Annotated in this window: 27 protein-coding genes and 2 pseudogenes; 20 read left to right on the top strand and 9 right to left on the bottom strand. The window is 58.3% G+C overall.

Annotated features, from left to right (window positions below):
• Positions 1 to 43 precede the first annotated feature (43 nt).
• From V1289_RS13800 to ureG, 7 genes are read left to right on the top strand one after another with little or no spacing between them, the layout of a single operon-like run.
• Positions 44 to 955 (top strand): urease accessory protein UreD, encoded by a 912-nt coding sequence (locus V1289_RS13800; protein WP_334397454.1) that lies wholly within the window; start codon positions 44 to 46, stop codon positions 953 to 955.
• A gap of 25 nt (positions 956 to 980) precedes the next feature.
• Positions 981 to 1,283, top strand: coding sequence for an urease subunit gamma (locus V1289_RS13795; protein ID WP_334397453.1), 303 nt, complete (start codon positions 981 to 983; stop codon positions 1,281 to 1,283).
• 9 nt (positions 1,284 to 1,292) lie between these two features.
• Complete coding sequence (locus V1289_RS13790) at positions 1,293 to 1,865, top strand: HupE/UreJ family protein (protein WP_334397452.1); 573 nt, start codon at positions 1,293 to 1,295, stop codon at positions 1,863 to 1,865.
• Position 1,866: 1 nt separating this feature from the next.
• Complete coding sequence (locus V1289_RS13785) at positions 1,867 to 2,208, top strand: urease subunit beta (RefSeq protein ID WP_334397451.1); 342 nt, start codon at positions 1,867 to 1,869, stop codon at positions 2,206 to 2,208.
• 10 nt (positions 2,209 to 2,218) lie between these two features.
• Positions 2,219 to 3,922 (top strand): urease subunit alpha, encoded by a 1,704-nt coding sequence (gene ureC, locus V1289_RS13780; RefSeq protein WP_334397450.1) that lies wholly within the window; start codon positions 2,219 to 2,221, stop codon positions 3,920 to 3,922.
• Between the two features lie 27 nt (positions 3,923 to 3,949).
• Positions 3,950 to 4,648 carry an urease accessory protein UreF gene (locus V1289_RS13775; protein ID WP_334397449.1) on the top strand — a complete coding sequence of 233 codons (699 nt, stop codon included), beginning with the start codon at positions 3,950 to 3,952 and terminating at the stop codon, positions 4,646 to 4,648.
• Positions 4,645 to 5,316, top strand: coding sequence for an urease accessory protein UreG (gene ureG / locus V1289_RS13770; protein ID WP_334397448.1), 672 nt, complete (start codon positions 4,645 to 4,647; stop codon positions 5,314 to 5,316). Before V1289_RS13775 ends, ureG begins: the two co-directional genes overlap by 4 nt.
• Before the next feature lie 62 nt (positions 5,317 to 5,378).
• On the opposite strand, the gene V1289_RS13765 is transcribed toward ureG, so the two are convergent.
• Both V1289_RS13765 and V1289_RS13760 read right to left on the bottom strand, forming a co-directional pair.
• Entirely contained in the window at positions 5,379 to 5,729 is a 351-nt protein-coding gene (locus tag V1289_RS13765) for a hypothetical protein (protein WP_334397447.1), read from the bottom strand.
• A gap of 76 nt (positions 5,730 to 5,805) precedes the next feature.
• A complete protein-coding gene (locus tag V1289_RS13760) occupies positions 5,806 to 6,465 on the bottom strand; it encodes a sensor histidine kinase (RefSeq protein ID WP_334397446.1) in 660 nt (219 codons plus the stop codon).
• 1,106 nt (positions 6,466 to 7,571) lie between these two features.
• Between V1289_RS13760 and V1289_RS13755 the strand changes: the two genes are divergently transcribed.
• The 9 genes and pseudogenes from V1289_RS13755 to V1289_RS13720 all read left to right on the top strand — a co-directional run bounded on the left by V1289_RS13755 (position 7,572) and on the right by V1289_RS13720 (position 14,622).
• Positions 7,572 to 8,573 carry a helix-turn-helix domain-containing protein gene (locus V1289_RS13755; protein ID WP_334397445.1) on the top strand — a complete coding sequence of 334 codons (1,002 nt, stop codon included), beginning with the start codon at positions 7,572 to 7,574 and terminating at the stop codon, positions 8,571 to 8,573.
• Between the two features lie 175 nt (positions 8,574 to 8,748).
• Positions 8,749 to 9,498, top strand: a complete 750-nt coding sequence (locus V1289_RS13750) for an SDR family NAD(P)-dependent oxidoreductase (protein WP_334397444.1) — start codon at positions 8,749 to 8,751, stop codon at positions 9,496 to 9,498.
• Between the two features lie 39 nt (positions 9,499 to 9,537).
• Complete coding sequence (locus tag V1289_RS13745; RefSeq protein WP_334397443.1) at positions 9,538 to 10,593, top strand: SDR family oxidoreductase; 1,056 nt, start codon at positions 9,538 to 9,540, stop codon at positions 10,591 to 10,593.
• 100 nt (positions 10,594 to 10,693) lie between these two features.
• Positions 10,694 to 11,402: pseudogene (locus V1289_RS13740) on the top strand (glutathione binding-like protein).
• 92 nt (positions 11,403 to 11,494) lie between these two features.
• The gene (locus V1289_RS13735) at positions 11,495 to 11,965 is read left to right on the top strand and encodes a 2,4'-dihydroxyacetophenone dioxygenase family protein (protein WP_334407446.1); all 471 of its coding nucleotides are present in this window, start codon (positions 11,495 to 11,497) and stop codon (positions 11,963 to 11,965) included.
• On the top strand, positions 11,962 to 12,789 hold the full coding sequence (locus tag V1289_RS13730; protein ID WP_334397442.1) for an alpha/beta fold hydrolase: 828 nt from the start codon (positions 11,962 to 11,964) through the stop codon (positions 12,787 to 12,789). The genes V1289_RS13735 and V1289_RS13730 overlap by 4 nt, the downstream gene beginning before the upstream one ends.
• A 12-nt stretch (positions 12,790 to 12,801) precedes the next feature.
• Positions 12,802 to 12,984: a hypothetical protein gene (locus tag V1289_RS13725; RefSeq protein WP_334397441.1), complete on the top strand. Its 183-nt coding sequence runs from the start codon at positions 12,802 to 12,804 to the stop codon at positions 12,982 to 12,984.
• A complete protein-coding gene (locus V1289_RS49655; protein WP_442896180.1) occupies positions 12,948 to 13,259 on the top strand; it encodes a DUF3551 domain-containing protein in 312 nt (103 codons plus the stop codon). Before V1289_RS13725 ends, V1289_RS49655 begins: the two co-directional genes overlap by 37 nt.
• Before the next feature lie 529 nt (positions 13,260 to 13,788).
• The gene (locus V1289_RS13720) at positions 13,789 to 14,622 is read left to right on the top strand and encodes a hypothetical protein (protein WP_334397440.1); all 834 of its coding nucleotides are present in this window, start codon (positions 13,789 to 13,791) and stop codon (positions 14,620 to 14,622) included.
• A gap of 278 nt (positions 14,623 to 14,900) precedes the next feature.
• Here the strand turns inward: V1289_RS13720 and V1289_RS13715 are convergent, their stop codons facing one another.
• Positions 14,901 to 16,967 carry a heavy metal translocating P-type ATPase gene (locus V1289_RS13715; protein ID WP_334397439.1) on the bottom strand — a complete coding sequence of 689 codons (2,067 nt, stop codon included), beginning with the start codon at positions 16,965 to 16,967 and terminating at the stop codon, positions 14,901 to 14,903.
• A gap of 733 nt (positions 16,968 to 17,700) precedes the next feature.
• Here V1289_RS13715 and V1289_RS13710 point away from each other — a divergent pair.
• On the top strand, positions 17,701 to 18,945 hold the full coding sequence (locus V1289_RS13710; protein ID WP_334407445.1) for an ammonium transporter: 1,245 nt from the start codon (positions 17,701 to 17,703) through the stop codon (positions 18,943 to 18,945).
• A complete protein-coding gene (locus V1289_RS13705; protein ID WP_334397438.1) occupies positions 18,942 to 19,283 on the top strand; it encodes a hypothetical protein in 342 nt (113 codons plus the stop codon). The genes V1289_RS13710 and V1289_RS13705 overlap by 4 nt, the downstream gene beginning before the upstream one ends.
• A gap of 594 nt (positions 19,284 to 19,877) precedes the next feature.
• On the opposite strand, the gene V1289_RS13700 is transcribed toward V1289_RS13705, so the two are convergent.
• On the bottom strand, positions 19,878 to 20,060 hold the full coding sequence (locus V1289_RS13700; protein WP_334397437.1) for a hypothetical protein: 183 nt from the start codon (positions 20,058 to 20,060) through the stop codon (positions 19,878 to 19,880).
• A 261-nt stretch (positions 20,061 to 20,321) separates the two neighbouring features.
• On the opposite strand from V1289_RS13700, the pseudogene V1289_RS13695 reads away from it, so the two are divergent.
• Positions 20,322 to 20,962: pseudogene (locus tag V1289_RS13695) on the top strand (glutathione S-transferase family protein); the annotation flags it as partial.
• 176 nt (positions 20,963 to 21,138) lie between these two features.
• Here V1289_RS13695 and V1289_RS13690 read toward each other — a convergent pair.
• Both V1289_RS13690 and V1289_RS13685 read right to left on the bottom strand, forming a co-directional pair.
• Entirely contained in the window at positions 21,139 to 21,747 is a 609-nt protein-coding gene (locus tag V1289_RS13690) for a TetR/AcrR family transcriptional regulator (RefSeq protein WP_074280435.1), read from the bottom strand.
• A 187-nt stretch (positions 21,748 to 21,934) separates the two neighbouring features.
• Entirely contained in the window at positions 21,935 to 22,606 is a 672-nt protein-coding gene (locus tag V1289_RS13685; protein WP_334397436.1) for a L,D-transpeptidase, read from the bottom strand.
• A gap of 133 nt (positions 22,607 to 22,739) precedes the next feature.
• Here V1289_RS13685 and V1289_RS13680 point away from each other — a divergent pair, with 133 nt between their 5' ends.
• Positions 22,740 to 23,477: an SDR family oxidoreductase gene (locus tag V1289_RS13680; RefSeq protein ID WP_334397435.1), complete on the top strand. Its 738-nt coding sequence runs from the start codon at positions 22,740 to 22,742 to the stop codon at positions 23,475 to 23,477.
• Between the two features lie 48 nt (positions 23,478 to 23,525).
• On the opposite strand, the gene V1289_RS13675 is transcribed toward V1289_RS13680, so the two are convergent.
• The 3 genes from V1289_RS13675 to V1289_RS13665 form a co-directional block, all read right to left on the bottom strand.
• Positions 23,526 to 23,801: a DUF2798 domain-containing protein gene (locus V1289_RS13675; RefSeq protein WP_442895995.1), complete on the bottom strand. Its 276-nt coding sequence runs from the start codon at positions 23,799 to 23,801 to the stop codon at positions 23,526 to 23,528.
• Positions 23,802 to 23,830: 29 nt separating this feature from the next.
• Complete coding sequence (locus tag V1289_RS13670) at positions 23,831 to 24,136, bottom strand: DUF1330 domain-containing protein (RefSeq protein ID WP_143206056.1); 306 nt, start codon at positions 24,134 to 24,136, stop codon at positions 23,831 to 23,833.
• 62 nt (positions 24,137 to 24,198) lie between these two features.
• On the bottom strand, positions 24,199 to 25,887 hold the full coding sequence (locus tag V1289_RS13665) for an MFS transporter (protein ID WP_334397434.1): 1,689 nt from the start codon (positions 25,885 to 25,887) through the stop codon (positions 24,199 to 24,201).
• Positions 25,888 to 25,945 lie beyond the last annotated feature (58 nt).

Here is a 25,945-nt window from a genome sequence, read left to right as displayed (position 1 = left end):
CAAGCTAAGCTAACGCGCTCTCTCTCAAGAGTTTATCGAGCCGATGTTCGAAGCAACGCACCAGCGCAATCCTGGCGAGGACTCTTGTCATCCTGGAACCTTCGGCGCGCGCGGAGGAAATGTGCGCGACGTCGATCTGGAGCGAGCCAACGGAGTTGGCCGGATCGTGCTCACTGGTTCCGAGAGAGGTACCCGAATCGCCGATGTTTACCAGAAGTTTCCCATAGGCCTCGCATTTCCAGGGATCGGCGATGATCTGGTGAAAGAGGCTGTCATCATAAACTCGTCAGGTGGCATTGCCGGTGGAGATCGGCTCGAAATTGAAGTGGTGGCGCTCAACCATGCATCGGTCGCGGTCACAACCCAGGCTGCGGAAAAGATCTACAGGGCGCTGGATCAACCCGCGCGGGTTGCGACAAAGTTGAAAGCGTGCGGCACGGCAAAGCTCGCTTGGCTCCCGCAAGAAACAATCGTCTTTAATCAGGCGCGCATTCGTCGCCAGACGGAGATTGATGTTTGCTCAGGAGCCGAGCTGATTGCGCTCGAATGGTTGGTACTCGGTCGTGCTGCGCGCGGAGAGGAAGTCGTTGGCGGGCACATATCGGACAGTTGGCACATCAGAAGGGATGGCCGCCTCATCTGGGCGGATAGTTTCCGCGTCTCAGATGAGGTGTTCGCGCAGCTGCACAGAAAGGCACTGCTCTCCAACTGGAAGGCCGTTGGAACGCTCATCTATTTCGGACCTAGTCTTGATACACGGCTGAGGATTTTGCGCGAGATAGCGGCTTCGCTCGAATGCCGGTGCGCCGCCACGATCGTCGGCGCGATCATCATTGTGCGTGTCGCCGCAGCAGCAAGTGCCGATCTGAGACGTGGGCTTCGTAGCTTGCTGGAACAATTCAGCCGAGAGCTGGGGCCAGGCCCTTTCGGAGTGCCGAAGATGTGGTCGTGTTAGTGGCCGTTACGGGACGGAGAAAGCCTTGAATCTTACACCGCGGGAAAAGGACAAGCTGATGATAGCTGTCGCAGCGATGGTTGCGCGAGGGCGGCTCGCGAGAGGCCTCAAGCTCAATTATCCCGAGAGTATCGCGCTGATTGCGGACTTCATCCTGGAGGGAGCGCGCGACGGGAAATCGGTCGCCGAACTCATGTCCGAGAGCGGCCGAGTACTGACTGAGGACCAAGTCATGGAAGGCATTCCCGAAATGATTCGCGAGATGCAGGTGGAAGCCACATTCCCTGACGGAACGAAGCTTGTGCCGGTACACAATCCGATTCGATAGGAGCTCTCGATGCGGTTAGTCCTGATCTGCATTATGTTGTCCGAAGCGTTGATCTTCCCGGCCTGCGCCCATACCGGTGTAGGGCCCGGCAATTCGTTCAGCTCCGGAGTTGCGCATCCTCTGAACGGGGCAGACCACCTCATCGCTATGACGATGGTAGGCCTCTGGAGTGTGTTAACCGGTGGCCGTGCCGTTGTGGTCTGGCCGGCAACCTTCGTGGCAGCGATGTTGGGCGGCTTTGCAGCGGCGAGCTCGGGTTTGCAAATCGTTTTCGTCGAGCAGGCCATCTGCTTGTCGGTCATCTTGCTGGGAGTGCTCGTTGCTCTCGGAGTACGGGCGCCGGTAGTCCGGGGGGCCGTGATCGTCAGTCTCTTCGCGTTCTTCCATGGGCACGCTCATGGAACGGAGGCGGCCACAGCCAGGCTTATCCCTTATGCAGCAGGATTCGCGCTCGCAACCTCTGCGCTCCATGCTGTCGGCATCGGAGCTGGTTTCTGCGTGCGGAGCTTGGTCGGAAGGCTCTTGCTGCGCGCGGCGGGTGGATGCGCGGCGGTGGTCGGATTGTCGCTATTGGGAGGCTGACGTGATCCCTGGCGAGATCTTTCCAGCATCCGACGAGATTGTCCTGAACAAGGATAGGACAGCTATCTCTATTGAGGTTGCCAACACGGGTGATCGGCCTATTCAAGTGGGCAGCCACTATCATTTCGCCGAGACAAATGCGGCCCTCGCTTTTGACCGAAACGCCGCTGTCGGTTGTCGCCTCGATATTCCGGCCGGGACGGCCGTGCGATTTGAGCCGGGACAGTCCCGCGAAGTTTCATTGATCCCTTATAGCGGTGCCCGCGTAGTCTATGGCTTTGGCGGCCGGGTGATGGGGGCTCTGCCGCCCGCAGGCGGCGCTGCGGTCAATTCTGGCAAATGAGGTAACGAAAATGCCCCACATAATGCGCCGCGCCGCCTACGCGCAGATGTTTGGCCCGACGGTCGGGGACAAGATTCGTCTCGCAGATACTGATCTGCTCATCGAGGTGGAGAAAGATTTCACGACCTATGGTGAGGAGGTGAAGTTCGGCGGCGGGAAAGTCATTCGTGATGGCATGGGACAGTCGCAGCGTACGCGCAGCGAAGGAGCGGTTGATACAGTCATCACCAACGCCCTGATTCTTGATCATTGGGGGGTCGTGAAGGCGGACATCGCTATCAAGGATGGGCTCATTTCAAGGATCGGGAAGGCCGGCAATCCGGATGTGCAGCCCAACGTCGATATAGTCATCGGACCTGGTACCGAGATCATCGCAGGAGAAGGCAAGATCATCACCGCGGGGGGTATCGACACTCATATACACTACATTTGCCCGCAACAGATCGAGGAGGCGCTCTATTCAGGTCTAACAACTATGATGGGTGGGGGAACCGGACCGGCGGTAGGTACGGCGGCAACAACCTGCACGCCAGGCCCCTGGCATATCCAGCGGATGCTCGAGGCGGCCGATGCTTTCCCGATGAACCTCGGTATTTTCGGTAAAGGTAACGCGAGCCTGGCCGCTGGCCTCGTTGAGCAGATCGAGGCTGGTGCGTGCGGCCTCAAGCTGCACGAAGACTGGGGCGCAACGCCCGCTGTTATCGATTGTTGTCTTTCTGTCGCGGACGACATGGATGTGCAAGTCCTGATCCATACTGACTCTCTCAATGAGAGTGGTTTCGTGGAGAATACTGTCACCGCATTCAAGGGCAGAACGATCCATACTTTTCACACGGAGGGCGCCGGAGGCGGACATGCGCCGGACATCATAAAGGTGTGTGGCGAAGGGAACGTTATCCCGGCTTCGACAAATCCAACACGGCCCTACACGGTGGATACGCTCGACGAAGCGCTCGATATGCTCATGGTCACGCATCATCTCGATCGTCGTATTCCGGAGGACGTCGCCTTTGCTGAGAGCCGCATACGCAAGGAGACCATAGCAGCGGAAGACATCTTGCACGATCTGGGAGCGCTCTCAATCGTGTCGTCAGACAGCCAGGCGATGGGGCGCGTCGGTGAGGTGATCACCCGTACGTGGCAGACCGCCGATAAGATGAAAAAGCAGTTCGGTAAATTGTCTGAAGAGAAAGGCGATAACGATAACTTCAGAACGCGGCGCTACGTTGCGAAATACACGATAAATCCTGCGATAGCCCAGGGTATTTCCGCCTACGTCGGCTCGATTGAGGCCGGGAAACTCGCAGACATCGTAATCTGGGATCCGGCCTTTTTCGGCGTAAAGCCCGACATGGTTCTCAAATCCGGCACGATCGCTGCGGCTATCATGGGCGATCCCAACGCTTCCATTCCCACTCCCCAGCCCGAATACTATCGGCCGATGTTCGCCGCGTTCGGCCGCTCCCTGAGCAGGAGTTCGGTGACCTTTGTCAGCCAGGCTTCGCTGGAAAAGACAAGGCAGCTCGGGCTTGCAAAGCAACTGCTTCCTGTCTCGAACACGCGCAAGATCGGTAAGCATTCGATGATCCTCAACAACGCGGTCCCTCGCATGGAGGTCGATCCGGAAACCTATGAGGTGCGGGCAGACGGCCGGCTGCTAACTTGCGAGCCCGCGAAGGTGCTGCCAATGGCTCAACGCTACTTCATGTATTGATATGCTAATACGTACTGGGCAGATATCATGACCAATGAAGAGTTCCCGTACTCGCCTCTATCGTTCCTGCGTCTGCAAAGCTGGCTTTCGCCGACCTTCCCGAACGGCGCCTACAGTTACTCGCACGGGATCGAATGGGCCGCCGAAGCTGGTTGCATCCATGACCGCCCAAGCCTGGTCGATTGGCTCGAGGCCGATCTTTGCTACGGATCCGGACGCAATGAAGCAGTCTTTTTCAGCGAAGCATATCGCAGCGCGATCGACAACGACCGGGCTAAACTGATGTGGGTCGCGGAGGTGGCGGCGGCCTCCCGCGGGACATCAGAGTTCGCGCTTGAATCGTCCCAGCAGGCGACCGCTTGCCTCAACACACTCCGCCAAGTGTGGCCCGATCGTATACTGGACTTCTTCTTGGAGATTCAGTTTCAGCCGGTACTGGCCGTTGTCCTTGGCGCTCGCTCGGCAAGGGAGCGGATTCCCGCACGCGTGGCGCTACCGGCATTTCTGCACAGCTATGTCGCCAATTTGGCAAGTGCCGGCGTGAGGCTGATCCCCCTCGGGCAAACCGACGGTCAACTCGCCATCGCGGAGCTTGAGAACGCCGTGTTGTTCGCAAGCGCGCAAGGAACGTGTGCCACGCTCGACGACCTGGGTTCCGCGGGATTCATGGTCGAACTCGCCTCCATTGCGCATGAAACCCAATATACGAGGTTGTTCCGGTCATGAAGACGGTTGAAAGCGAAAAGCCCCTTCGCCCCAACAGGTCCGCTCCCGCACATCACGGCCCGCTCCGCGTCGGAATCGGGGGCCCAGTCGGCTCGGGCAAGACGGCGCTTATAGAGGCGCTATGCAAGCATCTCCGGGATTTCTACGAGATCTATGTGATAACCAATGACATTTACACCAAGGAAGACCAGCTCATCCTGACCCGCGCGCAAGCGCTGCCGGCAGAGCGCATCATGGGCGTTGAGACAGGCGGCTGCCCGCATACCGCGATACGTGAAGACGCTTCCATGAACCTCGCTGCGATCGAGGATATGAACTTGAAGTTCCCACGGGCAGAGCTGTGTTTCGTGGAATCGGGTGGCGACAATCTCGCGGCAACCTTCAGTCCCGAGCTTGCGGACTTGACTATCTACGTGATCGACGTCGCTGCGGGCGAAAAGATCCCACGCAAAGGCGGCCCCGGCATAACGCGCTCCGACCTGCTTGTGATCAACAAGATCGATCTGGCTCCCTTGGTGGGTGCCAATCTTCAGGTTATGGAATCAGATGCCCGACGTATGCGAACTACGCGACCGTTCATTTTCTCCAATCTCAAGAGCGGACAGGGCGTCGATGAAATCGCCGGCTTCATTCTCAAGAGGGGCGGATTGGCGGCAACGACCCTTTAAGCTTGCTTACCCGGCCACTCACTCCGCCAGCGAGTTCGATCTCCTGAGGCGGTTTGTCGGGATTATCGACACGCAGTCCCACCGCTATCACGGCCACGCTTTGCGGCGTCGAGCGCCTCGGTCGCGTCGACGTAGCAGATGGGTTGCTTGTTAGCATCGTTGATCATGCGCCAGAGAACGCCCTTCGCGCTCACTTGCCGGTACTGCGCGTACCACGCATCCCTGTCTTGGGGCGTTTTGCCGGGAAAAGCACGGATGTCTTCGCCGCCCGAGCAGAGCGTGACGGCGCCTGGAGGCGTAGCATGGCAGCCGAATTCCCTGCGAGCTTCGCGGAAGTTCAACACCTCGGCGCCTTGAGCCTTGAGCTCGGCATTCTTTTCGGCCCAGAAAACACAGAAATAAGCATCAGACATTTGGTTGGCTCGTTGGCGTAGGCTCAAGCAGCGAGGGATCGTCTTTATGACAACCCGACCGCTCCTCTTGCGGGGCCTATGATGGATCGATATCAACCAGAAAGCGATAAAGGAGGCCGGCCGGAGGGAAGTCCATTTCCACTTGTGCACCAGACAGCACTTTTGAGATGAGGCGCAGGCCAAACCCCTTGTGCCGAGGCTCGCGCACCTCCGGTCCACCGTGCTCACGCCACTGCACGGCGAGGGCGTGATCCCCACCATCGGAACGAACATCCCAAAGCACTTCAACCGCTCCGGACGTAGACGTCAGGGCGCCGTGCTTGCTGGCGTTAGTCGCGAGTTCGTGAAAGATCATGTGAAGCGATAAAGCGAGGCGTGGTTCAAGCACGATGTCGGGTCCGGCGACGAGGATTCGATCTTTTAGAAAGGTGGTATGTGGCATTAGCGTTCGCTCGAGCAGTGCCACAAGAGAGACGCGATTCTCTCGCGCGCTCTCGATCAGGTTGTAGGCCTCTGACAAATTTACGATCCTGGCCATGAGAGCGACGCGATAATCGTCTGCCGTCCTGGCCTCAGTATTGTTGACAAAACATTGAACTACAGTGAGAAGATTGCGGATACGATGCTGAAGGTCTCTGACCAGTAGTTCAAGTGGCACGTCGAGCTTTGGGTGAGTAACGTCGAGATGAGGAATCGCACTCGCGGCCTCCAATGAATCAGAGATGATCGGTCTCATGTGTTTCACCTGTTGCGGGGAGAATTAACACAATGTGGCTAACAACCACGACAGATGGTCAGCTTTCTATCGAACCGAGCGTCCAGAAGCCCCTGCGTCGTGTTAAAAATCGTGATGCGCTTTTGTACGGCTTCCACTTCGGCGGAGTTCGGAGCAAAGGTGTCTCCCCGTGGCTGTACGTGAACGCTCTCAGCCACGCCTACGTTCGCCCCTGGTGGCGGAACCGAGGGTGGTTCGGCCATTGCGGCTAGAGGTGTGACAGTGAATGCCAGGAGAACGGTAACGCGTGAAAGTAAATGCATGATCTTACCTTGGAACATAGACGACCCATTCTCATCGCACTGAAGTCACTTTCTAAGCGGACGAGACCCACTGCATGAGATTAGTTCGCGCGTGCAACTAGTGACCTGCGGGTGCCGATTCCGCGCCATTTATTAGATGTGTCCACCATGAATCGGCAGGCTGCGACACTGCCGCATTGGCGTCCCAGGGGCGCCATTGCGAAATAACGTGTCTATGATGATGCTTGTGTGCGTGGTGCAGTGCGGCTGTTGCTGATTGCGTGGTCAAGACAAAACCTAGCGCCGCACAGGTGGCTTGCAGTGCTGCTGATCTCACAGACATTTCCCAACCTCAGTTTAGTGGGGGCGGAAGCCTGCGTATTATGGGTGGGCGCGATCCTGCCTGCTATTTCAGGATTGTTGCAGTTGAAGGGATCTTGTCAGATTAACGCGCGCTGCGAAGCATCGAGTACTCCGGATGCTAGGAGGGCCCCATGCGTTGCGATCCAAAAGTGCTGACAGGTTCCAGTCACTTCGCGCGCTGAGCAATTTTTTGAACAGCAGTTGTAGCGTTTCCTGCGGACATAGTGGCAGTGTCGCGGATTGATAAATTGCCAAGCCCAGCGATCGAGGTGGAGTAGCCAGCAACTGACAATGTAATTGCTTCTCTACGGCTGTTGCCGCGAGAAGGACCAAAACTTTGGTTTGTGTGACTAAAACCAAACGGGAACCTGGAGCAACCTACGTCGGAATAGGTGGTGCGAACGCCCGGGCCTATGATCTCGGATGGGTAGCATGTTGCATAAGAAACAGTAGGTGACATCGATGATGACGAGCATGCCGAGCGTTGGCCCCGGAAGGGTAAACTCACCACATGGTGGTACAGATCAAGCTGCAATTGACGTTCGAGATTTGGAGGAGATCAAACCGCTGGTCGGTATCGAATCCTGGCAGTCAAGTGGGGGCCGGTTTCTTCATCCGACTGTCCAAATTGTGCCGGTCGATTTCGTAAAGCGTCTCGGTACTGGTCGTCCCGGTTGGTTTGTGGAGAGCGTACACGCGCCGATTGGGAAGGGGATCGAACTTCAATTTCGAGGTCCCGTTCACCTCTTGGCAATGTACAATGAGGGAGCCCGCCGGGACGGAGACACTTCAATTGATGAATTTGCGCCGTCCAAGATTCGGAATTTTGCGAAGAAGCTCACATTCGTACCGGCCGGCTGCGGCTATCGAGAGCGGCTTGAAACCGCTGCGTCCACCCGCTTGACGTTTCTGTATTTGGATCCAACCGTTCTCCGAAACGATGGCGAAATCGAGTATGCGGCGAGAGTACATTTTGAGGACTCCATCGTTTGGGAAACCGCAGCCAAGTTGAAGAGTGCGATAGAGAGTGGGCAAGCAAAGAGAACACTCTACTTGTCCGCTCTCTCCAGCGTGCTCGCAATTGAGCTGTCCCGCTGTGACGATAACGCTGCGCGTGATACGGTCCTGAATCGTGGAGGCCTTGCTTGTTGGCAAAAGCGCGCTGTTGTGGGCTATATTGAAGAACATCTAGGCGAGCAAATTTGTCTCGGTACGCTTGCGCAACTCGCCCGTGTAAGCCCGCACCATTTTTGTCGGGCCTTCAAACAATCTTTCGGGGTTCCGCCGCATCAGTACCACGTACAAAGGCGCATTGAACAAGCCAAACTGCTCTTGGCAGATCGATCAATCTCGATCACGGACATCGGGTTTACGCTTGGCTACTCTCAGACGAGCTCGTTCAGCGTGGCCTTTCGCAAGAATACAGGCTGGACACCGAGCGAATATCGCAGGGAGTTCAAATAGAGCGACAACACGCGTCACCGCTCGCGCGAGCTGCTTGAGCCTGAGTTAAGGTGGGCCAAATGCTCATTCGCGGGCGGAATAAAGCCTAATCCACCGACCTCACTACCCATCGCCAAAATCTCCTTTAGGTTCTTCGCATGAATTCGACGAACGCAGGATGACAAGGAGCAAAGCGATGTCGGGATTACAAGGCAAAGTCGCCGTCATCACAGGCGGCAGCAGCGGCATCGGATTGGCGACGGCTCAGCGGTTCGTGAGAGAGGGTGCATTCGTCTACATTTTTGGCCGTCGAAAGAGCGAGCTCGACCAGACGGCCGCCCTGATCGGACAACGTGTGGCGGCGGTCCAGGGCGACGTTCAATGCATTCGTGATCTCGATCGACTCTATGCAAGAATCAGGGAAGAGAAGGGCGGCATCGATGTCCTCGTCGCCAACTCGGGTTTCATAGATCCGCAGTTGCTGGTCGACACGACTGAAGAGAACTTCGAAAAAACTTTCGGTACTAACGTGCGCGGGCTCCTCTTCACCGTCCAGAAAGCGCTTCCCCTGATCAGCGACGGCGGCGCCATCGTTTTGATCTCTTCCATCGCTGCCTTCAAGGGCATCCCCAAATATACAAGCTATAGCGCGACCAAGGCTGCCGTGCGCTCCTTTGTGCGCACTTGGACGGCAGAACTCAAGGACCGCGGAATCCGCGTCAATGCCATCAGCCCGGGAGCAATCGACACACCCATCATCGATGCGCAGTCGGCCACGAAAGAAGGCGCGGACGCGATACGGGCGAGCTTTAAGGCTGCTACACCGCTAAGTCGCGTCGGCCGGCCTGAGGAGATTGCGGCCGCAGCGCTGTTCCTGGCGTCGGACGAGAGCAGCTACGTTGCCGGCGCCGACCTCGTCGTCGATGGCGGCTTGAGCGCGCTTTGAGCACGCGAACGGATTTTGGTTGCAACCAAGAGGCTGGACATGACGAACAGCGATACCGGGCGCGTAGCCCTCGTCGCCGGCGGCAGCGGCATCGTCGGCCACTCGGTGGCTATGGAATTGGAACGGCAGGCCTGGAGGGTGCGTACGCTTGCCCGCCGGCCGATTGCGGGGATCGAGACGATCACCGAAGATCTTGCCAATCGGGACGCGATCGCGGCGGCGCTCAGGCCGGCCAGTGACACCACGCATCTGTTTTACGCGGCCCTGAGTCCGGACCCAAACCTGTCCGTTGAAGCCGAACGGAATGGCCACATGCTTGGAAATCTGCTGGACGGCCTTAACACGGTGGGGGCGCCGCTTGGGCGGGTCGTCAGCTACGAGGGGTTCAAGATCTACGGTATTCATATCGGCGCGAATGTCAGGACGCCGGCCAGAGAAAGCGATCCGCCGCACATGCCGCCCAACATCTACCTCTCACAGCGGGCGCAACTTAGAGCGCGCGCATCGAAGGCCAGTTGGGACAATGTTGCGCTCATTCCAGACGTCGTGGTGGGAGATATCTTTGGCAATCCGATGAACATTGCGCTGGTGGTTGGTGTTTTTGCCGAGCTGTCGCGCGAACTGGGTATCCCGCTGCGATTTCCGGGCACTGACAAAGCGTACCAGCAACTTGTTCAGTTCACTGATGCGGGCCTGCTTGCGAGGGCAAGCGCGTGGGCGGCAACGGAGGAGAAGGTCTCGGGTGAGGCCTTCAATATCACCAACGCCGACGTCTTTCGTTGGGAACGGATGTGGGAGGATATTGCCCGGCATCTCGGTCTCGATGTGGCACCGCCGGTGCCATTGAAGCTTGCGCAGCATATGGCTGACAAGGGACCGGTCTGGAAGGGGATTGCTGACCGGCACGGTTTGGTGCAGCCGGATCTATCCAAACTCGTCGGGTGGCCGTTTGGCGATTTCATTTTCCACACCGTGTCGGACGTCATCTCCAACGTCAACAAGATCTACGAATTCGGATTTAAAGAGCGGATGGACTCGACGAAATCGCTGATCGCCGCCATCGACAGCTTGAAGCGCCAGAAGGTGTTGCCATGAGGCCGGTGTACCGGCAACCGTCACTGTTGCGAGTTCGCCGTTTTGGCCCGGGGGCGGCGTTTGCAGCTTCGCATTTGGCGGACAAGCCGAGGAGGCCGAGATGATTGACCTTTACTACTGGCCTACGCCGAACGGCCACAAGATCACGATGTTCCTGGAGGAAGCGGGGCTGGACTACACGATCCATCCGGTCGATATCAGCGCCGGCGATCAGTTCAAGCCCGACTTCCTCGCCATCTCGCCCAACAACCGTATGCCGGCGATCATCGATAATGCGCACGGCCGACGGCGGCGAGCCGATCAGCGTGTTCGAGTCCGGCGCCATCCTGTTGTACCTCGCCGAGAAGACCGGCCGCTTCCTGCCGAACGACGTCCGCGGCCGCAAGACCGTGAAGGAATGGTTGTTCTGGCAGGTGGGCGGGCTGGGACCGATGGCCGGACAGAACCACCATTTCGGGCTTTACGCGCCGAGCAAAATCTCTTACGCGATCGAGCGCTATGTGAAGGAGACGAACCGTCTGTACGGCGTGCTCGACCGCCATCTCGAAAACCGTACATTCATCGGCGGCGATGACTACAGCATCGCCGACATGGCTGCTTCTCCGTGGATCGTTCCCTGGAAGCGCCAGCAGCAGAATTTGGACGACTTCCCGAACCTGCGGCGCTGGTTCGACACGGTGCGCGCGCGCCCCGGGACGCAGCGGGCCTACGCGAGAGGCGAGCCATACTCGAGCCGCCCCACAGTCACCGAGGAAGGCAAGAAGATCCTGTTCGGTCAGACCGCCAGCAGAGCGCGGAGGAGAAAATGACGGCCACATCTTCATCGGAGCAGCAGCAGGCGCCCGAGCGCCGTTCCATCGATCAGAGCAAGATCGCCTACCAGAAACCTCAGCCCGCAGGCATGGTGCCCGATGTATTCGTCGGCTCTGCGCTGGAGCTTGACGGCGACGAACGCGAGTGGGTCCCGCAGTCGGACACGGTCGCGTTCAGGCCGCTCGTGCTGAACGTGAGCCAGGGCTACTACATCAACATTCTGCGGGTTCGGTCCTCTGGCGTGCTGTCGCGCCACCGTCATTCCGGACCGGTGCATGCCTTCACGCTGCGCGGAAGATGGCGCTACCTCGAGCACGACTGGGTCGCGACCCCAGGCGACTACGCATTCGAGCCGCCCGGCGAGACGCACACGCTGGTTGTACCGGACGACGTCAAGGAGATGGCCACGCTGTTTCACGTGACCGGTGGGTACACTTACGTCGATCCCTACGGCGAGGCGCTCGGATACGAAGACGTTTTCACCAAGCTGGAGCACGCGATCAGGCACTACGAAGCCATCGGGCTCGGCAAGGATCATGTCAGGAGGATCGTCCGATGACGCGGCGCGAGACAGTGAACGTAGGCGGCATCCCGATCAGCTATCTCACGGCCGGCGAAGGCGGCCCCTTGGTGCTCCTGCTTCACGGCACCTATTGGAGTCGCGTCTGGCAGCCCGTGCTCGACGGCATCGCCGCCGCGGGCCTGCGCCCGGTTGCGGTCGATTTCCCCGGCTTCGGGCGCTCGGGAGGCGAGCTCACCCTGAGCGAGGCTTCGGTCCCGCGTCTCTCCGCCTGGCTGGTGCGTTTCCTCGAAGCGCTCGGGCATAAGGGACCGGTCATGGTCGCCGGCCACGACATCGGCGGAGGCGTGGCGCAGCATCTCGCGCTCGCAGGCACCGTGGAGGTACCGCGCGTGGCTGTGGTGAACGGGATCATGTACGATTCGTGGCCGGTGCCCGGCGTCGCCCGCTTCCGCGATCCGGCTGTGGCCGCCGCAACGACGCGGGACGACGTTCTGGCCGCGCGTCGCGTGTCCGTCGTGAAGGCGCTCGGCCGCCCGGCAAGCGAAGCCGAGATCACCGAATATCTAGATCCCTGGACAGACCCGAGGGTTGCCCGCTCATGGCTGGCGCTCGCGGGCGCCGCAGACCACCGGTACACCATGGAGATGCTGCCGGCGCTGCTGCAATCCAGGACGCCGAAGCTCCTGGTCTGGGGCGAGGACGACGAATTCCAGACCGTCGACTATGCCGAACGTTACGCACGCGAGATTCCGGAAACGAGGCTTGTGCGGATCAAGTCGGCCGGCCACATCCCGATGGAGAACGACCCAAAGGCAGTGACTGGAGCGCTGACCGATTTCTTTGCTACCGAGCGAAAGTGACGGAGGACGTCCATGAAGGTGCCAATCCTCGACGACTATAACGTCCTCGCTACGCCTCACATCGGCTATGTCACCGAGGATCTCTATCGGACTTTCTACGGCGACGCCGCGGTGAAAATTGCCTCGTGGTTGGAGAAACAGGCGTCGTTAATCCAACTATGGCCGGTGTGCATTCTGTCACCCCCGAGCGAATAGGAGCGCTTGACATGCGAAGCCGTATTCCGAGCTTTTTGCCAGTTCTCGCTTTGGCGAGCTTAGCGACAGTACCGCCGGCAAAGGCGGAATCATATCCGGTCTGTTTGTCGGGCGGCAGTTCGGATCAAAAGCAGTGTGATTTTGTGAGTCTTGCGCAGTGCCGGGCCACGGCGTCCGGCGACCTAGGCTACTGCACGATCGATCCGACGTTCAGATCTCGTTCGTACGCGCAATACAAAAAGCCGGCTCTACACTTAGCAGGTGGGGACAAATGAAACACCGGATAGTTCGACGAGGTTCACTAGCTTCTTGTCTGGGGCGAGGAAGACGAATTCCAGACCGTCGACTATGCCGAACGTTACGTACGGGAAATCCCGGAAAACGTGGCTCGTCCGGATCAAGTCGTCAGGCCACATCTCCGATGGAGAACGGCCCCAGGGCGGCGACCATAGCTCCGGCCGAGTTCTTTGCCGCCAAACAGTGAGCGAGCCCATGAAGGTTGCGATCCTCGACGATTACCAGAGCGTTGCGCTACGGCTTGCCGACCGTCCGGCGCCTTCTACGGCGACGCTGCCGCCAGCATCGCCGCGTGGCTCGAGGCCAACGCCGCGTGAACCGGCCGGCAAACTCTCGTGAATATCGACCGATGCCGTTGATGCGACCCAGAGCCGAGGTAACAGCTTTTCCGTTCCGGTCTGGAATAAGTCTTATCCCGGCAAGAGAGCTACCTGGATAGCAGGAACGAACGATGTTGCGCGTAGACAATCGTTGGGTGGCGCTCGAACGCCGCGGTGGAGAAGGTCCATGACGCTCCTCGTCACAAGTGCAACCGGTGCGAACGGCGCGGGCTACGGAAAAGTTCTCGCCTTCGCTGACGACGGCAAGCCGATTGGCGCCTTCGGCGACGATCCGCGCATCGCCGATCCTCGTGGGCTTGGGATCGAGCCCGTCGACAAGTTGCTCTTCGTCAACAGCGGCTCAAATCGGATTCTCGCGCTCGACCGCAACGGACAGGTCGTACGCGCAAGCAGGGCCATGGAGGGATTGAATCCGGGTGGCGGCAATTTTGGGCCGGACGGCCGCTATTACGTCGGCCTGCGCGGCGAGCGCACCATCATGGCGTTTGCGCGGAAGCTCGACAGGGCGGGCGAATATATCCTGCCGCCGCAGGTCGTGCCGTTTCCGCGCGGCTTTGCGTTCGGTCCCGATGGTACGCTGTTTCTCGCGTCCGGCATCGGTCCAGACGGCGAAGGTGACAACACCATTTTGGCGTTCGATCCCGACCGCCGCATGCGACCGTCATGGAAGGTGAGAGATCCGGAGCTCAGCCCGCTTGACCTTGCAGTGGCGCCGAGCGGCAATATTGTGGTCAGCAGCGAGCATCCGTTCGGTGCTGCGAATGCCGCCACGACCATCCGAGAATATGACCGCGCAGACGGGCATCTGGTCCGGATATTTGTTCCAAATAATCGTGTCCGATTTCAAAGGCCGCGGGGTTTGCGCTTTGGGCCGCATGCCCGGCTCTATTGTGTGGCCCAAGACGAAGTCGTCGCCTTTGATGTTGAGACTGGAAATTGTCTCGGTCCGGTCGTCACGCTGCCTCGCATGAACGGCCAGGCCTTGATCTTCTTTCCATGAAGTGAACTGTTCACAAGGAGAAGCGCGATGGAAGCGATATGCTGAGCAAAGAGTATCTGTGTACAGCCCGGACCTTGTGCCGCATCGCCCTGAACATGACTGACGAAAAGATTGCGGATCGGCTTGAGACGCTTGCTAAGCAATACGGACGTCGGGCCCAAAAGGTCTCTGTTTCGGTTTCGACCAATGCCGTAGCCCCGCCCGCTGCTCGCGGCGAACGCCACGGATGCGGCATGTCGGATTAACGGCCGCGCAGGTATGAGCCCAACCCGGCCGGCCTATTTTGTCTCCCGGCCGGCCTCCCGGCGTAGTTCAAGCAAGCTTGCATTGATGGCGACGATGATCGTGCTCAGTGACATCAGAGCTGCGCCGATGGCCGGGCTGAGGAGGATACCCCAGGGATAGGCGACACCGGCGGCCAGCGGAATGGCGATGACGTTATAGCCCGTCGCCCAGAGAAGATTCTGGACTATCTTCCTGTACGTTGCCCGCGAAAACTCCAGGATTGCAAGCACGTCCCGAGGGTCGCTGCGCACGAGGACTACATCCGCCGACTCGATCGCTACGTCCGTCCCCGCGCCAATCGCGATGCCAAGGTCCGACTCGACCAGCGCCGGCGCGTCATTGACGCCATCACCGACCATGGCCACAGCGAGACCGTTCGCTTTGGTCTCCCGTATTCTTCGCACTTTCTGATGCGGCAAAGTTTCGGCAAAATACTCGTCGAGTCCAAGTCGCGCGGCAACGGACCTGGCGACCTCTTTCGTATCGCCAGTGATCATCATGCACCGTATACCCGCCTCCTTTAAACGTGAGACCGCATGGAAGGACTCTTTTCGGATTACATCGGCCAGAGCGATGGCACCCACAAGCCTGTCGTCGATGAGCACGTAAACCACCGTATTTCCGTCATGGGCAAGTTGCTCAATCCGCTCGCTTCGGACGGTAAACCCATGCTCTCGAATACAGCCGGGGCTCACAACCTTGACGCTGCGCCCGTCGACTACACCCTCGGCACCGCGTCCCGGCAGACTCATGAACGCCTGGCTGGATTTCGGCTCGATGCGGCGTTCCTCGGCAGCGCGCACCACGGCTCGGGCGATCGGATGTTCCGATTGAGCTTCGACACCGATGGCCCAAGCAAGGACTTCATCTTCGCGCAGGTCAGCCAATGCGACCACCTCGGACACGCCGAAGCGACCCTCGGTTAAGGTTCCGGTCTTATCGAACAGCACAGCGCCCAGGGTGCGCGCGCGCTCGAAGGCGGCGCGATCGCGGATGAGAAGGCCGCTCTCCACCGAGAGTCGCGTGCTGACGGCCACGACTAGCGGCACCGCGAGACCGAGCGCATGGGGACAAGTGATGACCATCACCGTAACCATTCGTTCGAGCGCAAAGTCGAAGGCTTGACCAAACCAAAGCCACTGAATGAGCGTTGCGGCGCCTAGCAACAGGGCAATGCAGGTCAACCAAAGCGCTGCGCGATCGGCCAAGTCCTGGGTGCGAGACCGCGTTTCCTGGGCCTGCCTGACGAGGCTGATGATCTGATTCAGATAGGTTTCGTCGCCGGTCTTGTGCACCTCAAGGATGACGGCGCCCTCCCCATTGATCGCGCCGCCAACTGCTTCGTTCCCCTCGATCTTCTCGACGGGGCGCGACTCTCCCGTTAGCAGCGCTTCATTGAAACTTGATCGGCCCGTGAGGATGATACCATCCGTCGGGACGCGTTCGCCCGGCCTTACCAGGATGCGATCTCCGGGGCGTAGTGTCGCAACAGGAATGTCTTCCGCGTGGTCATCCGCCCCCAAGCGGTGCGCTGTCGCGGGCAGGAACTGCACCAGCTTTTCCAGGGCTCGCGACGCTCCAATGACTGACCTCATCTCGATCCAATGCCCGAGAAGCATCACGTCGAGAAGACTTACCAATTCCCAGAAGAACACGTTGCCAGGGAGGCCAAATATGACCGCGCTCGAATAGCTGAACGCCACGGTGATAGCGACGCTAATCAGCGTCATCATTCCGGGCTGCCAGTTCGACAGCTCGCTGACAAATCCTGAAAGGAAAGGCCAGCCGCCGTACCAGAAAACGACAGCAGAGAGGCTAAAGAGCAGGTAGGAGTCGCCAGGGAAGGCGATCCAGTGCAAGCCGAGAAGGCTTTGGATCCCAGGTGAAAGCGCGAGGACCGGAAACGTCAGCGCGAGCGAGACCCAAAACCGATGCTGAAAATCGGTGACCATCGCCACATGGTTATGTCCGGCATGGCCGTGATCCATAAGAGCATGCTGAATGGATCCGTAAGCCGTCGGCTCGCGATCGCTTCGTTGCGTGGGTACGGCCGTGTTCATTGGGCAGCCCGTCGCTCAAGAATGGAGGATGCGTTCATGCGGATCGCATGGTGAAGTCGTTCGTTTGTTGGTTTCCGGGCCTTGTACAAGAACCCACGCGAACCCGCTGTAGATTGGTTGCTGCGACTGTTTCAGCCCTGCTAAAGATTTAGCACCGTTGCAGGAGTGTCTCTTCTCGCGATGCGGCGATGGATCAGATCGCCAGTTTTACCGTCAAGTAGAGTGGATCCACGAAGTCAGCGGTGTCAACGTTTCGAGAGTAGGCAGCAGCGCACCTGGCGTCGCAGGTTGCGGGTGTCCCTCGCGCTGACACCGCTGCCTGTCACCGTGGTTCAAGCAGGTTGCTGGCGGCACGTCCTGCTAATCAAGTCTAGCCGCGCCTTGCTTGCGGTGTGCCTGCTTCCGCAGCTCTGCCGTTTCCGCGGGTTGGACATGGAGACAGTCCCGCTGCGCCACCTGCATCGGTGCCGGCAGAAGATGGGGAGCTCCTGCCGGATGGCTGCTGTGACAATCGGCACAAGACTGCGTCGAGCGAAGCAAGATGGCAAAAGCGGCGGCGTTCAGATGTGCCTACGATCAAGCACGAGATTGCACTTCGCGCCGCCGCTTGTATTCCGACGATGTGGGATGATGGGACCGGGCCGGCAGTCAGTGAGCGATTTGGAAGGCGAGTAGTGGTCGTGACCGGCGGATCGGTGGGCATCGACGGGGCGATACCACAGAGGTGAAGATCATGCTTGCCGACTCGCCCGAACTCAATATCGGAAACACGGCGTTCATGCTTGTCTGTTCCGCATTAGTGATGCTGATGACGCCCGGCCTTGCATTTTTTTACGGAGGTCTAGTTACAAAGAAGAATGTACTGACTGTTATGATCCAAAGTTTCGCGTCATTGTGTTGGACAACAATACTCTGGTTCTGCATTGGTTATTCGATGTGCTTCGGACCGACTTGGCACGGCATCACCGGTGATCCAACATATTTTGCCTTTTTGAAAGGCGTCAGCTTGAATACAATTTACACTGGGAATAATTCTGGCATTCCTCTCGGGTTGCACTTTGTGTATCAAATGATGTTCGCAATTATTACGCCTGCTCTAATTACTGGCGCGTTTGCTAATCGGGTAAATTTCAGTGCGTACTTGCTCTTCCTCACCGCCTGGCTGGTTTTCGTGTATTTCCCGTTCGTTCACATGATCTGGAGCCCGGATGGTTTGTTTTCGAGAATGGGTGTGTTGGATTTTGCTGGCGGGATTGTTGTACACACCACAGCTGGGTTTGCAGCTTTAGCCTCAGTGATATTCGTAGGGCGCAGATGTGACAGCACTGATACACCCCACAATGTTCCATTGATGGCACTAGGTGCGGGGTTGTTGTGGTTTGGCTGGTTTGGCTTCAATGCTGGATCAGAAGTCGGCGTAGATTGGGTGACCGTTTCATCCTTTGTCAACACGCAATTGGGAGCTGCTTTCGCTGGATTCGCTTGGCTTGTTTTGGAATGGACCAACGTTCGACGGCCCAATTTTGTCGGCCTCATGACTGGCGCGGTTGCAGGTCTTGCGGCCATTACCCCCGCTGCTGGTTATGTGTCCTTCGGTATCGCATCGGTAATCGGCTTTTCGGCGGGACTGGTCTGCTATTATGCCGTTGCGATTAAGAAGGTCGTTGGGTGGGATGACGCGCTAGATGTGTGGGGAGTGCATGGTGTCGGCGGGGTTCTCGGCGCCATCCTGCTCGGAGTATTCGCTGCGAAAGGCTGGAATCTACACGGTGCGGCAGGTCTATTGTCGGGCGGCACTCGGTTCTTTCTTTGGCAGTGCATTGCCGTCGTTGCATCGGCGGCCTGGGCGTTTGCCTTCAGCTATGCGGCGCTATGGCTGATTAACTGCGTCACTTCGGTTCGAGTGGATGCGGAAACAGAGAAGCTGGGGCTAGACGCTCGTCTCCTTGGAGAAGCGGCCTATTCGGAGGACCGATGACCGTCAGTTCGGCATTTGTAGCCCTGGATGCGCGAGAGATAGACCGGCAGTCTCTATCCTGCACCGCCCCGATTCAGATGAATTGGACGCGCATCCCGCACATACCGAGCATGATCACCGTCGCAACGATCCCGGCTACGACCGCGCCGACGACCATGAATCGATCGGCGAAACGCTTTGCTCACACGATGCGCCATAATGACCGCACGCCCCCCAGCCGTGAGATGCGCGAGGACGAAGAACACGCCGAACCAATAATGCTGCACGAGGCGGATGTTCCACGGGTCCTTGGTCGCGACGGGAAATTGTTGTCTGTAAAGTCTCGACGGGGTTGTTAAGCTAGCTCCGCGAAACGAAAAGAGCCCTGCTAACACGGGCAACTAAGCAACATTCGGAGCGAAACGAACCGCAAAGCGAACAGCACCTGTCAGCGACGCGCTAGGTTCAGCAAGGCTGCACTGTCCGCAAGCTGTTCGTAGGAACATTTCGTGAGTTCAACAAAGGCGCGCAACGAGCGCCTCGTGTGGATTGATCTCGGAGAAACTGCACACTACTCCTACCGGTTGTGGGCGATCAAGCAGCGCAGCAAGTAAGCCAAAGCAGCCTTCTGCGAGCAGCCGCTTCACACGATCGCGAAAGCCAGCAAGCTCGAACCCAGCAGCACGAGGCTAGCCGCTATCAGCGTGAGGAACCCATCGGAGACTAAATCGTGATTGCGCATGATACACCTGCCACGTGCGATGCTCGTCCGAACAGAGTGCAGGCCTGAGCAGCGCCTCTGCTGCGTGACACAATCCGCGATTTGGGTAGGTTCTTCCATTACACGTGCGTGCGGTCGCATAACCTCTTCTGATCCCCGCAATAAACCTTGGTATGACCGTCACGGCGAAGCGGCGGCGAAGTCCGGGAGGCGTACAGGTTTGTGCAATCGCTCACGCCAGCAGCAGCAGCGCGACCGCGATGGCGACCACCGCAATGAAGATCAGCGCCTCGATCCCCGACATGCGCCACATCGCACGCCGCCTTTGTGCACCGGATGGTACGTAATTTAGACCGTAATGCGAAATTGCAAATATATCCGAAGCGCGCGCCCCGCGGAGGGTTTCGCCCTCCACAGTACCTTGCCGACCGATTGCGGAGGGGCCGCCATCCTTCGACGATCCCCGCCAGCCGTCGCGGACATCACGTCATCACCGCGACACGGTGCGAGCCATCAACGTGTGAACCGGCTCCGAAGTTTGACCCCTTTCGGCTTCTAACCGTGACCCCGTCTAAGGAGCGGAATCTTCAGCTATCGCGATTACTTGCGCCGCGAATACCAGGGTCGAGGTTCGTCGCCGATCGGGGGTCACAGGTCGTGCCGATTCACACATCGCCTTCATGAAGTGTACTCGGCCGCTTCCCGGGATTACTCGGGCCGAGTTACGGTTCCCGTGCTATGGGATAAGAAAACCGGAACGATCGTCTCTAACGAGTCGTCCGAGATCGTCCGCATGCTGAATACCGCCTTTGACGAGGTCGGCGGCAAGCCTGGTGACTATTATCCCTGTCATCTCCGCGCGGCGATCGATGGCATCAACGCCGTGATCTACGCTCGGGTCAACAATAGCGTGTATCGCGCGGGATTCGCCACGACACAGGAGGCGTATGAAGAGGCCGCACGGCCCTTGTTCGACACGCTCGACTTCCTCGACAATCTGCTTTCGAAATCAAGATATCTTTGCGGCAACCAGGTTACCGAACCCGGCTGGCGCCTGTTCACCACGTTGGTGCGCTTCGACTCGGTTTACGTGGGGCACTTCAAATGCAACATCCGCCGGATCGTGGACTATGCCAACCTGTGGTCCTACACCCGTGAGCTCTACCAATGGCCCGGGGTCCGCGAGACGTCAACTTCGGTCACATCAAGCGCCACTACTACCTGAGCCACGAATCGATCAACCCGACGCGCATCGTCCCACTCGGACCGGCTCTCGACTTCGACATGCCTCATGCACGCGACACCCTTTCCCTTTGAACAGACCGCTCGGCCGCGAATCCATATCTAGCGTATCCCGGAGCGCTCCGTTTCGGGCGAGCAGCTTGGACCTAGATGAATTCGACGATCGAGACGAGCGCCTTCGCGATTCGCTTCTTCAAGGAACGTCGCGACGTTACGGACGTTCGGCGCCGGCAGGCAATCCAATCGGGTAATCAGGAACCCTTGCCACGGGGCAATGAGAGACCGAGCATCGCCAAGGTGGGACGCACGAGACCATTGAGCAGTTTGGCGTCGGGACGCACCCGCGCGAGCACGCGCAGCCCGACCAGCAGCGCGAGCAACATACGTGCGATATCCTCGGCCGGCTCGCTCCTCGGTATCTCACCGTTCTTTTGAGCGGCGACTGCGCAGCGATGGAAGAAGCGTTCGATGACTACGGTCTCATCAGCGACGATACGCTGCATTTCGGGGTCTTCGGGTGTCACCTCGATAGCGGTGTTCATGAGCATGCAGCCGCGATGCTTCGGATCCGCCAGCGAGCGAGCGATAATTTCGCGAAAGAACGTAGCGATAGCGCGGCCGGGTGAAAGCGAGCTTTCCAGGCGCGTGATGCGTTCCCGCAGCGTCTGATCGAGGTAATACCTCAGCGCACGCAAATAGAAGCCACGCTTGTCGCCGAATGCATTGTAGAGGCTGGCAGGAGTCAACCCGGTGCGTTCCGTCAGGGCGCGGGTCGAAGTCGCTTCGTAGCCGCGCGCCCAGAAGATATCTCCGGCCGCTGCCAGCACCTTTTCTACATCGAATTCTCGCGGACGTCCCATGCTGCCCTTCTCGCCATCCTGCCCCGGTTAGTCCGAACTTAATATGCCGCAAGCGCGAGATCGCATGTAGATCGATCGATCTAGAAACGCAAGGCTTGCGGCAGGCCGGCATTGCATCATGGCGCGTGAACGCAAGGCCAGCAACGATTCCGCTTGCGACACACGCAAGCGAGATCGTTCTAGCAGGCTAGGACATATCGATACCGCGTGCCGGAAGCACCACCACCTTGGCGCCAACCGGGACACGGTTGTAGAGATCGATGATGTCCTGGTTCATCAAGCGCACGCAACCAGATGAAACCATCGTGCCGATCGTCCAAGGTTCGACCGTCCCGTGCAACCGGTAATAGGTATCCCGGCCATCCAGATAGAGGTAGAGCGCGCGTGGCCCCAGTGGATTGTCGGCGCCGCCGTTCATCCCATTAGCATACGGACCGTACCGCTTCGGATCGCGCTTTATCATGTCCGGGGTCGGAGTCCAGTGCGGCCATTCAGCCTTTCGCCCGATGATCGCCGTACCCTGAAAATTGAAGGCCTCCTGTTTGCCGACACCGACACCGTAGCGCATCGCCTGGCCGCCGGTCATCACCAGATAAGCGTAGCGTTTGCCCGGGTCGACCACGATCGTCCCGGGGCGCTCACTTGTGGGATGGGACACCTCGCGACGGTAGAATTTCGGGTTGATCCGGCTCAGGTCCACCGCTGGAACCGGAAAGGGCTCGGTATTGATTGCGCCATACATCGACGCATAGCGTGCATCACGTTCGGAATCGAATCCGGCGAACGTCGGCCCCTCCTGCGTCACACACCCGGCGAGGATAAGTGGTGCTCCGAATACAAATGCGCGTCTATTCAACATGGTCTCGTGGTCCTTGTTCAGGGTCGGATTTATCGTCGGGCTTGAAGTAACTTGCCGTTTTGTAGCGAATGATCTATATCATAGATTTAGAGCATATGCTCTATAACTAAGCAAATGAATAGGACGACATCAAATGCGCAAGAGCGATATGACCAAACGAACATTTCTGATCACCGGAGCCAGCAAGGGTATCGGCCGCGCGCTTTCCGAAAGGCTGGCTGCTTCGGGACATCACGTGGTGGGTGTTGCGCGGCGCGCCGATGATCCCGCCTTTCCAGGAACGCTCGTCCCGGCTGATCTGTCTGACCGCCGTGCGACGGATGAAACACTGCGAGATCTCACTGCGCGGTTTTCATTCGACGGCGTCGTGAATAATATCGGATTTATTAGCCTTGGCCGAATTGGCGAAATCGATATCGATCAGCTCGAAGAGTCGTTCCGGCGAAATCTCACGCCCGCCGTGCAAGCGGTTCAGGCCGCTCTGCCTGCAATGCGCGACAAAAATTGGGGCCGCGTGATCAATCTATCGAGTCTTACGATTCTCGGTGTCGCTGATCGGACGGCGTATGCAGGCGCGAAGAGCGCGATTTCAAGCTTTACGCGCACCTGGGCGCTGGAGCTTGCGCAATACGGCATCACCGTCAACTCAGTCGCGCCAGGCCCCACCGAGACGGAAATGTTCCGGGAGAACACCCCTGCTGGAAGCGAAGGCGAGCGCCGCTTTCTCTCAATGATCCCATTGAAGCGCCTCGGCAAGCCGGACGAGATCGCGGCTTTGATTGCTTTTCTACTCTCGGAGGACGCTGGCTTCGTCACCGGCCAAACACTGTTTGCCGATGGCGGCGCATCGATTGGCAAGGCGGCGGCATAGATAAGCACGCCGCCCACCTTCTTCCGGCTACAGGCTTTCGCAAGCCGTCTAGGTCGTGTTTTCTTGACGACAAAGCGCGTCCGTTAGCTTGCGGATGAACGGCGCGGCCAAGAGCACGACAGGTAACATCGTTGCCCATGAAATCAGCCATGACGCAATCCAATGGCTGAAAAAGGATCCCTCACTAAAAAACGGCAGACAGGCGATCGCGCCAGCAATGGCGCTGGTTAGACCCGACTGAATGACGCCATAGACGAAATGACTGTAACGTTTTGGAAATCTCGGCACGTGATCGTCTTGTTCGCGCTTCGGCAATAGCAGCACGAGCCACTACGGCTCGTCAGAGGCGTGCTTTAGGCGACAGGTGACGCGGGCACCCCATCGATGAGGGTGAACTCGAGCGTTGCGCAGTTCGACCTGAGAGGAATGAGCGCCTGATAGGCCTCGGAGCGATAACACCTCTCCGCCGACTCGAAATCAGGGAATTCCGCGATGACGACGTGGGGCCGGTCATCCGGCCCCTCGAATACAATGTTCCTGCCGCCGCGCGCAATGTGACGACCGCCGAAGCTCGCAAGCACGCCCGGCGACCGACGTGCGTACTCCTGAAAGGCGACCCGGTCATGAATGATACCGCGTACAACGAAATAGGCAGACATCAGCTTACTCCTCAGGAAGCGTAATGTGGTCACGCGGATGCCGGAACTGTCCGGCTCCGTTCTCAAGTCGCGTCTTTTGTTTCTTTCGCAAACAGGACGAGCACCAGCATGGACACCACGGCCGCTGCGACCGGATACCAGAGACCCGAATAGATGTTCCCGGTCGCGGCCACGATCGCGAAAGCAGTTGCAGGCAGAAATCCTCCGAAAACCGCCGACGCCAAATGATAGGGAATTGAGATCGCGGTATACCGAATCCTGGTTGGAAACATCTCGACCAGCATTGTCACGCTCGCCGTAAATACCAAAGCACCGAACGAGAGCAGCGCCATCAAAATCAGCAGTACCATCGGTATGTTGATTTCATCCTTGTTGGCAGTCCCCGTCCCATATCCATGCTTGGACGCTGTCGCGGCCAGCAACGCGCTAAACTTTGCGGCCTTCGTCGCGGCATCGGTATCTGACGCGCGATAACCTTCAACGACGTCTTCGCCGATCTGAATACGCGCGACCTGACCGCGCGGAAGCGGCATGCTGCGGTAATTCAATCCGGCCTTTGCCAGACTGCTGGTTACGATATCGCATGAGCTGGTAAATTTGGCCGTCCCAGTCGGATCGAACTGAAAGGCGCATTCTTCCCAGTCCGCACTGACGACAATCGGCGCTTCCAACTCCGCCCTTTCCAGAGCTGGATTGGCATAGTGAGTCAGCGCCTTGAACAGAGGCATGGTGAATAGTGCACCGAGCAGGCAACCTGCAATCAGGACCTTCTTGCGTCCCACCAGATCCGCCAATTTTCCAGAGGCGAGATACAGTGGCGCCGTAAGAACGGTCGCGCTGATGACCAGGATATTCGTCGTGCTGGCGTCAACCTTCAGCGCTTTGGTGAGAAAGAACATCGTATAGAGCTGGCCATTGTAGAAGATAATGACGGCACCCATCATGACGCCAAACACGGCGATCAGGATCAATTTCAGATTTTTCCATTGACCGAGCGTCTCTGCGATTGGCGCGTTCGACATCCGGCCTTCGGCTTTGATCCGCAGGAATTCAGGAGACTCGTCGATCTTGAGTCGAATCCACAAAGAGATCAGAAGAATCACGATTGAAAAGAGAAAGGGAAGTCGCCAGCCCCAATCAGAAAACGTGCTTTCTCCCAGGAGATGCTGGAGCGGCAGGACAACCAGTAAGGAAAGCAGCAATCCGCCGGCACCCGTCGACACAACCCAGGAAACTCTGAAGCCGCGATCCTGCTTCGAGCCATGCTCCGCAACATAGATGAAGGCGCCGCCGAACTCGCCGCCAATAGCAAGTCCTTGCAACATGCGCATGATCACGAACAATATCGGCGAAGCCAAGCCGATGGATGCAAACCCGGGCAGAAGGCCGATGGCGAAAGTCGCGGTGCCCATGATCAGGATCGTCACAAGGAATGTGCGTTTGCGACCGAAGAGGTCGCCAAAGCGTCCAAAAACCATTCCCCCGAACGGACGCATGACAAATCCGGCGGCGAATCCCAGCAGAGCCAGAATGAAGCCAGCACTAGGATTGACACCCGAAAAGAAATGCTGGGCAATCTCGGTGGATAACGCGCCGACGAGAAAGAAATCATACAACTCAAAGATCGTGCCCATTGATGAAGCGGCTATGACCCGCTTCTCGACAGGCGTCATGCCAGGGCTGGTGGCGAGGTATTCCTTGCCCGCACCGCCGATGTCTTCGCCCAACAGTGCGATCTGATCGTTCTTCACCTCATATCCTCCCATTGGCTTTTTATTGAGGTTACCGCGACGCGCGCGGGTATTTCCT

It is taken from the genome of Bradyrhizobium sp. AZCC 2289 (assembly GCF_036924615.1).
In the GTDB taxonomy this organism is placed as follows: domain Bacteria; phylum Pseudomonadota; class Alphaproteobacteria; order Rhizobiales; family Xanthobacteraceae; genus Bradyrhizobium.
This window is presented reverse-complemented; position numbering and strand designations above follow the sequence as displayed.